A 12,373-nucleotide genomic window follows, 5' to 3' on the forward strand; every position below is an offset into this window, starting at 1 on the left:
GTTCAGAGCGCCACTCCGGTCACCAACGCGGGCTGAACGGCTCAGTCGACACGCTCGGCCATCACTCGCTCGACCGTCTCGACGATCGCCTGGGTCTGGGGATCGATCTCGAGATTGACGCGATCTCCCGGAACACGGTCGGCAAACACGGTGCGCGCCAGCGTCTCGGGGATCAGGTCCACGCAGAAACGCGTTCCGCGCCCCTCGGTGCCAGGTCGCACCTCGCCGATGGTCAGGCTGGCCCCGTCCAGGCCGACGTACCCCTTGTCGAACAGGAAGCGCGCCAGCCGCTCGGGCGGCTCGAACCAGAGCCGCCGATTGTTGGGCGCCTGCTCGACGTCCACCAGCTCGGCCGTCCCCATGACGTGACCCGACATGGCATGACCGCCGATCTCATCGCCGAAACGCGCTGCACGCTCGATATTGACGCGATCCCCGACCTCAAGATCCCCCAGATTGGTGACTCTCAGCGTCTCGCGCATCAGGTCGAAGCCGACACGCCTCCCATCGATGGAGGTAACCGTCAGGCAAGCACCGTTGTGCGCCACCGAGGCGCCGATCTCCAACCCCTCGCACAGCGCCTCCGGCAACCACAGCACATGTGTGCGAAAAGCCTCGGCCTCCTTGATGACCACCACCTCGGCGGTTCCCTGGACGATACCCGTGAACATGACGAATCCCCATTGATTGAGCCAATGCCGAACGGCGAAAAGGTAACCAGTCTATGAAAACCAGCCAGCCGGCGTCCACGTCACCAGCTTGCGCCAGCTACCGCCGCGGCACCTGGCTGTCGCCGTGATGCCATAAATATTACTGCACCTGAGCGACGCATAGTCCTTTTTTGCTGTATCAAGGCAGCATCGCCACCAGAGTCGTCCAAAGCGATTGACAAACACCCGTATGACACCTAGGATTTCGCGCTACATTTCGTAGGCGCCGATTTGTACCCGGATTGCGGGCGCCGACGTCGCGGCGGCATGTCCGGCGCGTTGTGAAATGCAGCTAAAAGGGTGTGTCCAGCGTTGATGGCCACCCGTCAGGGTGGCCTTTTTTTGGCCTCCCGAACCTGCCCGCCCGCTCCGCGACCCTGCGGCGCCACCGCCTGGTGGCCAGATGATCCGACTGCAGAACGTTTCCAAGACCTATTTTCCCACGAGCAAGCGCCGCAACGCCCGAGGTATCGAAGCCCTCAAGGCGGTCGACCTGCATGTCCCCCAGGGACAGATCCATGGCGTGATCGGCCTCTCCGGGGCCGGCAAGTCGACCCTGATTCGTTGCGTCAACCTCCTCGAGCGCCCTACCACCGGCACGGTGACCGTGGATGGCCAGGAGCTCACCGGGCTGTCCGGCGAAGCTCTCAATCAGGCACGCCATCGCATCGGCATGATCTTCCAGCATTTCAACCTGCTGACCTCGCGCACCGTATACGACAACATTGCCCTCCCCCTGGAACTCATGGGCATGAAGCGTGGCGACATTCGCGAACGGATCACACCGCTGCTCGAACTGGTCGGCCTGGACGACAAGGCGCGCCAGTATCCGGCCCAGCTCTCCGGCGGCCAGAAACAGCGCGTGGCCATCGCCCGCGCCCTGGCCAGCCGTCCACGGGTGCTGCTCTGCGATGAGGCCACCTCAGCGCTCGATCCCCACACCACGGGCGCCATTCTCGAGCTACTGCGCGACATCAACCAGAAGCTCGGTCTGACCATCCTGCTGATCACTCACGAGATGGAGGTGGTCAAGTCGATCTGCCACCGGGTCAGCCTGATCTCCGACGGCGAGCTGGTTGAGGAAGCCGATGTCGGCGACTTCTTCACCTCGCCGACCACCCAGCTGGGACGCGACTTTCTCAACGACTTCCTCGAACTCGAGCCGCCCGCCGCGCTCATCGAACGCCTCGAGGAGACGCCGGGCGAGCACAGCCACCCGGTCGTGCGCCTGGCGTTCTCCGGCGATGCCGTCTCCACCCCGCTCGTCTCGCGCCTGGCTCGGGAATGCGGTGTCGATGTCAGCATCCTCCAGGCCAAGGTCGAATCGATCCAGGACCGCACCCTGGGCCTGATGATTGCCGAACTGATGGGCGATGCGCACGATACGCGCCGCGCCCTCGACTATTTGCGAAACCACGATCTGCAAGTGGAGGTGCTCGGCCATGTCCAGCGCGATGATTAACCTGATCCTCGGGGCCACCCTGGATACCCTCTACATGGTCGCGGTATCCGGCCTGATCGCCGCGGCGCTCGGCATCCCGCTGGGCGTGATGCTCTATGTCACCCGGCCGCGCCAGATCCTCGCCCAGCCCGTGCTCAACAGCGTGCTCGGCATCATCACCAACATCGGACGCTCGATTCCTTTCATCATCCTGATGGTGGCCATCATTCCGTTCACCCGCGCCCTGGTCGGTTCTTCTATCGGCACCAACGCGGCTGCCGTTCCGCTGACCATCGCCGCCATTCCCTTCATTGCCCGACTGGTGGAAGGGGCGCTGAATGAGATATCCCCCGGGCTCGTCGAGGCCGCCCAATCCATGGGCGCCACGCCCTGGCAGATCATCACCAAGGTACTGCTGCCCGAGGCGCGAGGAGGCATCTTCACCGCCCTGACGGTGACCATCGTCACCCTGGTCAGCTACTCTGCCATGGCCGGCGCGGTGGGCGGCGGCGGCCTGGGCGACCTGGGCATTCGCTATGGCTACAACCGCTTCAACCCCACCATCATGCTGATCACCGTGGCAATCCTGGTGATCATGGTCCAAGGTTTTCAGAGCCTCGGCGACTACCTGGTACGCAAGAGCGACCACAAATGATGTACCACGGACGCTGATAACCAAAAAGAATTACACATACCCTGGTTATTCCAATAACATAACCATGAGCTCATGATTTCCTCGAAGGGAGACATCACATATGCGCAACATCCTGATCGGCGGCCTGGCCGCCTCCGTCCTGGCCTTCGGCCAAGCCAATGCCGATGAGCAGACCCTCAAGGTCGGCACCGTCGCCGGCCCGGAAACCGAGGTCATGCAAGTCGCCGCGGATATCGCCGAGCGCGAGCACGGCCTGAACGTCGAGATCATAGAGTTCACCGACTATGTGACCCCCAATGCCGCCCTGGCCGACGGCAGCCTGGACGCCAACGCCTATCAGCACGAGCCCTACATGCAGTCGATGGTCGAAGACCGCGGCTATGACTTCGCCATCGCCGGCCGCACCTTCGTGTACCCGATCGGCGCCTATTCCGAGAAGTACGACAGCATCGAGGCACTGCCGGATGGCGCGACCATCGCCCTGCCCAACGACCCGTCCAACGAGGGGCGCTCCCTCATCCTGCTGCACAACGAGGGGCTGATCACGCTGGATGATCCGGAAAACCTCGAAGCCACGCCGCTGGATGTGGTTGAAAACCCCCATGGTTTCGAGTTCCGCGAGATCGAGGCCGCCCAGCTGCCCCGCGTGCTGCCCGATGTCGACATGGCCTTCATCAACAACACCTTCGCGCAGCCGGCAGGCCTGACCCTGGACGACGCCTTGCTCAAGGAAGGCGCAGAGTCGCCCTACGTCAACATCATCGCCGTACGTGCCGGCGACGAGGACAAGGAAAGCATCCAGCAGCTGGTCGATGCCTACCAGAGCGACGAAGTGGAAGCCAAGGCCGAGGAACTGTTCGGCGCCCAGGCGGTACCTGGCTGGAAATGAACAGAGACGGACGGGCACCCCTGGTGCCCGTCCGGATCATCGAAGCATCGGAATGTCGGGGCCGGCCGCTGTGCCGGCCCCTCGCGTTGTAAGGAGAGACCATGACCGACTACACCCTGCTCGGCCGACAGCTGGATGCCTTGCTGGATACTCCCGACTGGCTGACCAACAGCGCCCAGACCTGCGCACTGCTCATGCAGGAAATCCCCGCTCTCAACTGGGCGGGCTTCTATCTCCAACGCCAGCCGAACATGCTCCATTTAGGGCCCTTCCAGGGCAAGCCGGCCTGCCACCCCATTCCCTTCGACAAGGGCGTATGCGGCGCGACAGCCCGGACCCGCCAGACCCAGCGCATCGACGACGTCCACGCCATCGCCGACCACATCGCCTGCGACAGCGCCTCCCAGGCCGAGCTGGTCGTGCCTGTCGTCGTCGATGATCGCCTGTGGGGCGTACTCGACCTCGACAGTCCCGAACGCAATCGCTTCTCCGAGGCCGACCAGGCCGGCATCGAATCACTGGTCGAGATATTCATCGCCCGCACGACCTTCTGACACTCTCCCCGGCGCCAGCCACGACGTCGGGGCCTGACGCCAGCCGTCGCAGCCTTGTACGATTCGCCTCACAAGCAACCGACTCCCGGACACCGGGCGCACACGAAAAAGCCCCACGGCAAGAAGACCATGGGGCTTTCGGGATCTGGTAGGACCAGGCGGATTTGAACCGCCGACCTCCACGATGTCAACGTGGCGCTCTAACCAACTGAGCTATGGTCCTCTATCGAAGGCGTGCCGAGATGGGAAGCAATATCTTGGTAGGACCAGGCGGATTTGAACCGCCGACCTCCACGATGTCAACGTGGCGCTCTAACCAACTGAGCTATGGTCCTACGTCCCTCGGCGATGTTCGCCTCGACAACGGATGCGTATTCTACGCATCCCGAGCCGAAATGCAACCCCCGATTGTCACGAGCCGATTCCTTCAACGGCCCGAGGATCAGTGACTTGGGTCATGCGCCGAAGGTGCCGAACGCACCCTCTCCACCGCTTCCAGCCAACCGGCATAGAGTCGGCTGCGCTCCTCTTCCGGCATCTCCGGCTCGAAGCTTCGCTCGCAACGCCATAGACCGGCGATCTCTTCGAGGTCCTGATACCAACCGAGCTTCAGCCCCGCCAGATAGGCGGCCCCCAGGGCCGTGGTCTCCAGCACCGTGGGCCGATCGACCCTCACGCCCAGCATGTCGGCCAGAAACTGCATCACCCAGTTGTTGGCCACCATGCCGCCATCGACTCTCAGGGTTCCCGGCGCGGCCGTCATGTCGTCATTGATGCACATCTGCAGATCCCGGGTCTGGTAACAGACCGCCTGCAGGCCGGCGGCGACGATCTCGGCGATGCCGGTGTCGCGGGTCAGGCCGAAGATGGCGCCGCGTGCCTTGGGATCCCAGTACGGCGCCCCTAGCCCGGTAAAGGCCGGCACCAGATAGACGCTGTGCCCACGGCGCGTCTTGCGCGCCAGCGCCTCGGTCTCGGCGGCATCGGCGAACAGCTGCAAGCCGTCTCGCAACCACTGCACGGTGGCCCCGGCGACGAAGATGCTGCCTTCCATGGCGTAGGTCGTCACGCCATTCAGGCGGTACCCGACCGTCGTCAGCAGTCGGTTGCGCGACACACCCGCCTCATGACCGGTGTTGACGATCATGAAGCAGCCGGTGCCATAGGTGCTCTTGCCCATGCCCGGCGCAAAGCAGGCCTGCCCGACCAGCGCCGCCTGCTGGTCGCCCGCCACGCCCGCGATGGGCAGCTCTCCCCCCAGCCATTCGGCATCGGCATGGCCGAAGTCATCACTGGAATCCCTGACCTCCGGCAACAGGCTTTCGGGAATGCCAAAGAGCTCGAGCAGCGATGGATCCCAGCGCTGCTCATGGATATTGAACAAGGCGGTACGCGACGCATTGGTGGCATCCGTGGCATGCACCCGTCCACCGGTCAAGCGCCAGATGAGAAAGGTATCGACGGTGCCGAAGGCCAGCTCGCCCCGCTCGGCACGCTCCCGGGCATCAGGCACGTTATCCAGGATCCAGGCCAGCTTGGTGGCCGAGAAGTAGGGATCGATCAACAGGCCGGTGCGCGATTGCACCAGCTCGGTATGCCCCGCCTCACGAAGCCGCTCACAGGTTTCGGCAGTACGCCTGTCCTGCCAGACGATGGCATTGTAAAGCGGCTCGCCGGTGACACGGTCCCATACCAGGGTGGTTTCTCGCTGGTTGGTGATGCCGATGCCGAGAATGTCACCGATGCCGATATCCGCGTTGTCGATGGCCTCCCGGCAAGTGGCGACCACCGTTTCCCAGATCGCCTCGGGGTCGTGCTCGACCCAACCATCCTCGGGAAACTGCTGGGGGAACTCTCGCTGGGCGGTAACGGCGACATGGCCCTCGCGATCAAAGAGAATGGCGCGGGAACTGGTGGTGCCCTGATCGATGGCGAGCAGATGAGAAGCCATGAAAGCGTCCTGTCGTTGTAAGAAGCGCAGCTTTCAGCGCTTCCTGATCGGCCAATTTCGTTTTGCAACGTCAATGTTCGTTTACGATCATAAAGCCTACTCCAGTGGCCTTGCCCACTCAATTGGAGAAAGGCCGTGATGACTACGACCTTCGGCGCATACCGGCGACTCACTGCATCACCGCCACCGATGCAGTAGAATCGTCGACATCCAAGGAGTCGCCATGAATCAACAACAACGCCAGGCCAGCATTCTCGAACTGGTAGGACGCCAGGGCTACGCCAGTATCGAGCAGCTCACCGAGCATTTCGCGGTCACGCCGCAGACCATACGTCGCGACCTCAACCAGCTCTCGAGCGAGGGCCGCATTCGCCGCGTGCATGGCGGCGCCGGGCTTGAATCGAGTACGGTCAACACCGCCTATTCGACCCGCAAGACACTCAATCTGGAAGCCAAGCAACGCATCGCTGCCCTGCTCGCCCGGCAGATTCCCGACCATGCCTCGCTGTTCATCAACATCGGCACCAGCAACGAGGTCATCGCCGAGGCACTATTGCATCATCACGGCCTGGAGGTCATCACCAACAACCTCAATGTCGCGGCCATCCTGCAGCACAAGGAGGACTTCAACGTCATCATCGCCGGCGGCCAGATACGCTCCCGGGATGGCGGCATCATCGGCGAGGCCACCATCGACTTCATCAATCAGTTCAAGGTCGACTACGGCATTATCGGCATCAGTGGCATCGACGAAGACGGCTCATTGCTCGAGTTCGACTATCAGGAAGTCCGAGTCGCCCAGGCCATCATCCACAATTCCCGTCAGGTCTTCCTGGCCGCCGATCACTCCAAGTTTCAGCGCAATCCCGTGGTACGCCAGGGCAACCTCGCCCAACTCGACGCACTGTTCACCGATCGCGAGCCCCCGGAGAGCATCAAGCGGCTATTGACGCAGCACGACGTGACACTCTACCTGGCCTGATCCCACGATCCGTGGCGCTTGTGCTGCCGGCGCCGCCCTCCTTCGCCGCATCGCTCAACGCCACTCCACCCAGCCCCGCGTCACGCCCACTTGAATGAGCGGGCCGGCTTGATGTTCGAATTCGATTGTTATATTTTCGTTTTCAAACACATCATGTTCACCTACGAACCCGGCAGCTCGCCGGTCGGAGCTTGTGCGATGAGCACTTCCAAGGACCACATCCTGGATCTTTTCGTGATCGGCGGCGGCATCAACGGCACCGGTATCGCAGCCGACGCCGCCGGTCGCGGCCTTTCGGTCGCGCTATGCGAACAGGCCGACCTGGCCAGCGCCACTTCCTCGGCCAGCAGCAAGCTGATCCACGGCGGCCTGCGCTATCTTGAACACCACGAATTCCGACTCGTCAGGGAAGCGTTGCGCGAGCGCGAAGTGCTGCTCGCCAAGGCGCCGCACATCATCCGCCCCCTGCGCTTCGTGCTGCCGCATCGCGCACATCTGCGGCCCGCCTGGATGCTGCGGGCCGGTCTGTTCCTCTACGATCATCTCGGCAAGCGCCAGAGACTCTCCGGCTCCCGGGGGATTCGCCTGTCGTCATCACTGGGCCTGAAGCCAGACATCCGCCGAGGCTTCGAATACTCGGACTGCTGGGTCGACGACGCTCGACTGGTGGTGCAAAATGCCATGCATGCCCAGCGCCATGGTGCCGGCATCATGGTCAGAACACGCTGTGTCGCCGCGCGGGACCATCGCGACCACTGGGAGATCGAGCTGGAAGACGGCGATACCGGTCGACGCTTCACTCGCTACGCCCGAGCCCTGGTCAATGCCGCCGGCCCCTGGGTTGACAGTGTGGTGCGCGGCCAGGCGGGACGAGTCTCGCGCTACGGCGTTCGCATGATCCAGGGTAGCCACCTGATCGTGCCGCGCCGCAACGCCGACGAGCGAGCCTTCATCCTGCAGAACACCGACCAGCGCATCGTCTTCGTTTTGCCCTACGAGGAGGATTTCAGCCTGATCGGCACCACGGATCGTCGCTATCAGGGCGACCCGTCCCGGGTCGAGGCCAGCGAGGAAGAAATCGATTATCTCCTCGACGTCGTCAACGACCACTTCGCCACGCCCCTGACGCGCCAGGACGTCCTGCGCACCTTCTCCGGCGTGCGCCCCCTGTGCGACGACGAATCGGCAGATCCTTCCGCCATGACCCGCGACTATACGCTGGACCTGGACGACAGCAGCGGCGCACCGCTGCTGTCGGTGTTCGGCGGCAAGATCACCACTTATCGCAAGCTCGCCGAAGCGGCCCTCGATGCCCTCACCCCGCACTTTCCCGGGATGAGCGGTAGCTGGACGGAGAGCGCCGCGCTCCCCGGTGGCGACATCGACGATCAGGCAAGTTTCGCGGCACGCCTCGAGACCGACTATCCCTTCCTGGGCAAGGCCCAGGCGCAGCGCTTCGCACGCAGCTACGGCACCCTGTGCCTGGCATTCCTGGATGGAGCGCGTAGCATCGAGGATCTCGGGGAATCGTTCGGTGCCGGCCTGACCGCCGCCGAAGTCGACTACCTGGTGGAGCATGAGTGGGCACGTCGACCAGAGGACATCCTTTGGCGACGCACCAAGCTGGCCTTGCGGCTGACGCCCGACCAGCAGCAGCGCCTGGCGGAATACCTGGCACGCGACCGACTCACTGCCATCGCCTAGGCGCGGTGACGAGAATGTCGCTGAGGCCAATACCAGGAGATTGGCTCAGCTCTCGAACAACGCCACCACCTCGGCGGGTCGCAACGGCGACCGGTCGCGGTGACGTCGCAGATCGAAACCCGCCACGGCGGACAACAGGATCTGCAGCGGATCGCCATGGCTCACCAGCAACACGACGCCTCCTGCTGCGCGACGCTCCAGCTCGCGCACGACCGCCACCATGCGCGCGGCAACCGCCTCGACGGGCTCGACGCCGAATCGCGCATGGCTCGCATCGACGGCGTCACAGGCCCAGACATCCGCATAGCGGGCGTCCTCCTCCCCCTCGAGCTCCCCGAACCCTCGCTCACGCAGCCCGGGATTCGGCGTCACGGTGACACCAAAGTGCTCCGCCACTCGGACCGCCGTCTGGGTCGTACGCAGGAAACCGGAATGCACGACATGTGTCGGCACCTCCCAATGCCAAGTCTCCAGGATATCGTCCACCTCCTTGCGTCCTTGCGGCGACAGCCCGAAAGACGCGATGCCTTGCCCCGGTGAACTGATGATGCGCCCCTGTCGATTGGCCTCGCTATGGCCGTGACGCATCAACAGGTAACGATTGCGGCAACCTGACGGGTCGAGCGATAACGTGTCTGACATCGAGTCGATACACTCCTGAAACGCAGAAACTGAAACGTCTTTCGAGAAGGAATCATCACCACACTTCCCGAAACGCATGCGTCTGTATACCAACGAGTCTCGAGGCATGCCATGTCGCGCTCCTTGATCGTGTCGCGTGAGACCCTGCCGCGACGCGCACGACGGACCAGCGGCCGGCTCTCCCATCGCTGCACTATCCGCGGTATGCTCCGCTATACCACTGGCATCGACATGGAGGACGTGCCGTGCTGTCCGTCATCATCGCGACCCTCGCCATCCTGCTTCTGGGAATCACGATTCTTGCCCGACTGCCGTTTCACTGGTGGTGGATACGCAGCTGCGAGTTTCCGCGTCTACAGATCGCCACGCTGGCACTGCTGACCTTGTTGCTCGCCCCTCTCACCGAGGCACCATGGCGCTGGATGATCGTGGCAAGCAGCCTTGCCACCCTCGTGGTCCAGGCCTGCTACATATTGCCGTGGACACGCCTTTGGCCCGTGCAGGTCCAGCGCAGCGAACCCGGCCATGACGATCGCTGCATTCGTCTGCTGGTCGCCAATGTGCTGACACCCAATCGCAATGCCGAAGGGCTGGTCGATCTCATTCACGCGCATCAGCCGGATATCGTCCTGACCCTCGAGTCAGACGACTGGTGGGGCCGTCAACTCGATGCCGCCCTGGCCAACCAATGGCCACACGCCGTACGCATTCCCCAGGACAACCTGTACGGCATGCACCTCTATTCACGACTGCCCCTGGTTTCACCGCAGGTCGAGCGGCTGATCCAGGACGACATTCCGTCCATATCAACCGGGGTCACCCTGCCCTGCGGGGACGACATCCAGTTGTACGCCGTGCATCCTCGACCGCCGGCACCCAACGAAAGCGAGGAATCGCTGTGGCGTGACGCCGAACTGCTGCTGATCGGCAAGCGCATCCACGATGCCCCCGCCCCGACCCTCGTGGCCGGCGACCTCAACGACGTGGCCTGGTCACGCACGACCCGGCTCTTCTGTCGCATCAGCGGCATGCTCGATCCACGCCGAGGTCGCGGCATGTTCAGCACTTTCCACGCACATTATCCATTGCTGCGCTGGCCACTCGATCATGTCTTCTCCAGCGAACACTTCACGCTACGCGACATGCGGCGTCTGCCGGGGTTCGGCTCGGACCATTTCCCGATTCTCACCACGCTCTGCTATCGCCCCTCCCGAGCCGATGAACATGAAACACCTGAGGCGGACCGAGACGAGCACCACGAAGCGCACTCCACGATCCGCGAAGGCAAGGAAAGGGAACAGGAGACATAAGCTGGATGCCCCCGACAACATCGGGTCAAGGGGCTTTTCTTCCCGCTTCAAGCGTACGACTTCAAGCTCCCGGGCGCCCCGGTCATTCCGGTATCCCACCCCGTGTCAGGGCCGCCGGGTCGAGCAGGCGCTCCAGCTCCTGGCGCGACAGCTCGGTCTGCTCCTCGGCAACCTCGATGATCGGCCGCCCCGCCTGGTAGGCCTGCTTGGCGATGGCCGCCGCAGCGTTGTAGCCAATCACCGAGTTCAATGCCGTGACCAGGATGGGATTGCGCGAGAGCGGTTCGCGCAGTTGATCCTCGCGCACCTTGAAGGTGGCAATGGCACGATCGGCCAGCAGGCGCGAGGTATTGCTCATCAGGGTGATCGCGGTGAGCAGGTTGTTGGCCACCAGCGGCAGCATGACATTGAGCTGGAAGTTGCCGCTCTGGCCGGCCACGGTCACCGCCGAATCCAGGCCGATGACCTGGGCGGCGGCCTGGGCGGCCGACTCGGGAATCACCGGATTGACCTTGCCCGGCATGATCGAGCTGCCCGGCTGCAACGCCTCGAGCTCGATCTCGCCGAGACCGGCCAATGGCCCGGAGTTCATCCAGCGCAGGTCGTTGGCAATCTTCATCACCACACAGGCCAGGCCTCGCAGCTGGCCGGAAAGCTCCACCGCGGCATCCTGGGAACCGAGGCTGGCAAAGAAGCTGTCGTTGGGCGTCAGCGTCAGCCCGGTGCGCTGGCCGAGTTCCCGGGCCATGCGCTCGGCGAACTCGGGATGGGCGTTGATACCGGTTCCCACCGCCGTGCCGCCCTGGGCCAGACGGCAAAGCCGCGCCATGGCACTGTCGATTCGCTCGATGGCCTGCCCCACTTGGCTCGACCACCCACCGAGTTCCTGGCTCATGCGCAGCGGCATGGCATCCATCAGGTGGGTGCGGCCGGTCTTGACCACCTCATCGAGCTCGGCGGCCCGACTGTCGATCGTTTCGCGCAGGTGCACCAGTGCCGGGCGCAGTTCGCGAGTCACCTCCAGCGCCGCCGACAGGTGCAGGGCTGTCGGAATCACGTCGTTGCTCGACTGTCCCATGTTGACGTGATCATTGGGGCCGACATCGACACCTTCGGCGGCGGCCAGGTGAGCGATCACCTCGTTGACGTTCATGTTGCTCGAGGTCCCGGAGCCGGTCTGGAAGACATCCACCGGAAACTGATCGTCATGCCGTCCGTCGATCACCGCCTCGGCCGCCTTGACGATGGCCTCGGCACGCGGCCCATCGAGCAGCCCCAGGTCATGGTTGACCCTGGCCGCAGCACGCTTGATATGCGCGATGGCATGGATGAAGGCCGCCGGCATGGATTGCCCGGAGACCGGGAAGTTGTTCACCGCACGTTGAGTCTGAGCGCCGTAGAGGGCCTCGGCCGGCACTTCCAGCTCGCCCATGCTGTCACGCTCGATACGCTTGTCGCTCATTTTCGCTTCCTCGTCGGCATATCCTGCTCTCACCATGGCGATGCCGCGGTCAGCTTGCAAGGCGCTTATGAAC

Annotated in this window: 11 protein-coding genes and 2 tRNA genes; 7 read left to right on the plus strand and 6 right to left on the minus strand. The window is 63.4% G+C overall.

The annotated features are described in order from the left end of the window. Nucleotides 1-41: 41 nt before the first annotated feature. Complete coding sequence (locus tag A9O65_RS04730) at nucleotides 42-671, minus strand: riboflavin synthase (RefSeq protein WP_064700336.1); 630 nt, start codon at nucleotides 669-671, stop codon at nucleotides 42-44. A 442-nt stretch (nucleotides 672-1,113) separates the two neighbouring features. Between A9O65_RS04730 and A9O65_RS04735 the strand changes: the two genes are divergently transcribed. The 4 genes from A9O65_RS04735 (at nucleotide 1,114) to msrC (ending at nucleotide 4,249) form a co-directional block, all read left to right on the plus strand. Continuing rightward, on the plus strand, nucleotides 1,114-2,172 hold the full coding sequence (locus A9O65_RS04735; protein WP_064700337.1) for a methionine ABC transporter ATP-binding protein: 1,059 nt from the start codon (nucleotides 1,114-1,116) through the stop codon (nucleotides 2,170-2,172). Continuing rightward, nucleotides 2,153-2,806 carry a methionine ABC transporter permease gene (locus A9O65_RS04740; RefSeq protein WP_064700503.1) on the plus strand — a complete coding sequence of 218 codons (654 nt, stop codon included), beginning with the start codon at nucleotides 2,153-2,155 and terminating at the stop codon, nucleotides 2,804-2,806. The genes A9O65_RS04735 and A9O65_RS04740 overlap by 20 nt, the downstream gene beginning before the upstream one ends. 100 nt (nucleotides 2,807-2,906) lie before the next feature. Continuing rightward, a complete protein-coding gene (locus A9O65_RS04745; RefSeq protein WP_064701504.1) occupies nucleotides 2,907-3,695 on the plus strand; it encodes a MetQ/NlpA family ABC transporter substrate-binding protein in 789 nt (262 codons plus the stop codon). A 101-nt stretch (nucleotides 3,696-3,796) separates the two neighbouring features. Beyond that, a complete protein-coding gene (msrC, locus tag A9O65_RS04750) occupies nucleotides 3,797-4,249 on the plus strand; it encodes a free L-methionine (R)-S-oxide reductase MsrC (protein ID WP_064701505.1) in 453 nt (150 codons plus the stop codon). A gap of 146 nt (nucleotides 4,250-4,395) precedes the next feature. Here msrC and A9O65_RS04755 read toward each other — a convergent pair. The 3 genes from A9O65_RS04755 to glpK form a co-directional block, all read right to left on the minus strand. Beyond that, nucleotides 4,396-4,472: transfer RNA gene (locus A9O65_RS04755), tRNA-Val, on the minus strand. A 35-nt stretch (nucleotides 4,473-4,507) separates the two neighbouring features. Beyond that, nucleotides 4,508-4,584, minus strand: a tRNA-Val gene (locus A9O65_RS04760). A gap of 107 nt (nucleotides 4,585-4,691) precedes the next feature. Beyond that, complete coding sequence (gene glpK, locus A9O65_RS04765; protein WP_064700340.1) at nucleotides 4,692-6,200, minus strand: glycerol kinase GlpK; 1,509 nt, start codon at nucleotides 6,198-6,200, stop codon at nucleotides 4,692-4,694. 223 nt (nucleotides 6,201-6,423) lie between these two features. Between glpK and A9O65_RS04770 the strand changes: the two genes are divergently transcribed. Next, complete coding sequence (locus A9O65_RS04770) at nucleotides 6,424-7,182, plus strand: DeoR/GlpR family transcriptional regulator (protein ID WP_064700341.1); 759 nt, start codon at nucleotides 6,424-6,426, stop codon at nucleotides 7,180-7,182. A 198-nt stretch (nucleotides 7,183-7,380) separates the two neighbouring features. Continuing rightward, nucleotides 7,381-8,886 (plus strand): glycerol-3-phosphate dehydrogenase, encoded by a 1,506-nt coding sequence (glpD, locus tag A9O65_RS04775; protein ID WP_064701568.1) that lies wholly within the window; start codon nucleotides 7,381-7,383, stop codon nucleotides 8,884-8,886. A gap of 45 nt (nucleotides 8,887-8,931) precedes the next feature. Here glpD and A9O65_RS04780 read toward each other — a convergent pair whose 3' ends face one another. Next, complete coding sequence (locus A9O65_RS04780; RefSeq protein ID WP_064701506.1) at nucleotides 8,932-9,528, minus strand: histidine phosphatase family protein; 597 nt, start codon at nucleotides 9,526-9,528, stop codon at nucleotides 8,932-8,934. Nucleotides 9,529-9,773: 245 nt separating this feature from the next. On the opposite strand from A9O65_RS04780, the gene A9O65_RS04785 reads away from it, so the two are divergent. Continuing rightward, nucleotides 9,774-10,838, plus strand: a complete 1,065-nt coding sequence (locus A9O65_RS04785; RefSeq protein WP_064700343.1) for an endonuclease/exonuclease/phosphatase family protein — start codon at nucleotides 9,774-9,776, stop codon at nucleotides 10,836-10,838. An 82-nt stretch (nucleotides 10,839-10,920) separates the two neighbouring features. Here the strand turns inward: A9O65_RS04785 and A9O65_RS04790 are convergent, their stop codons facing one another. Beyond that, nucleotides 10,921-12,300 (minus strand): class II fumarate hydratase, encoded by a 1,380-nt coding sequence (locus A9O65_RS04790; protein ID WP_064700344.1) that lies wholly within the window; start codon nucleotides 12,298-12,300, stop codon nucleotides 10,921-10,923. Nucleotides 12,301-12,373 lie beyond the last annotated feature (73 nt).

The sequence above is a fragment of the Halomonas caseinilytica genome (genome assembly GCF_001662305.1).
Classification (GTDB): domain Bacteria; phylum Pseudomonadota; class Gammaproteobacteria; order Pseudomonadales; family Halomonadaceae; genus Halomonas; species Halomonas caseinilytica.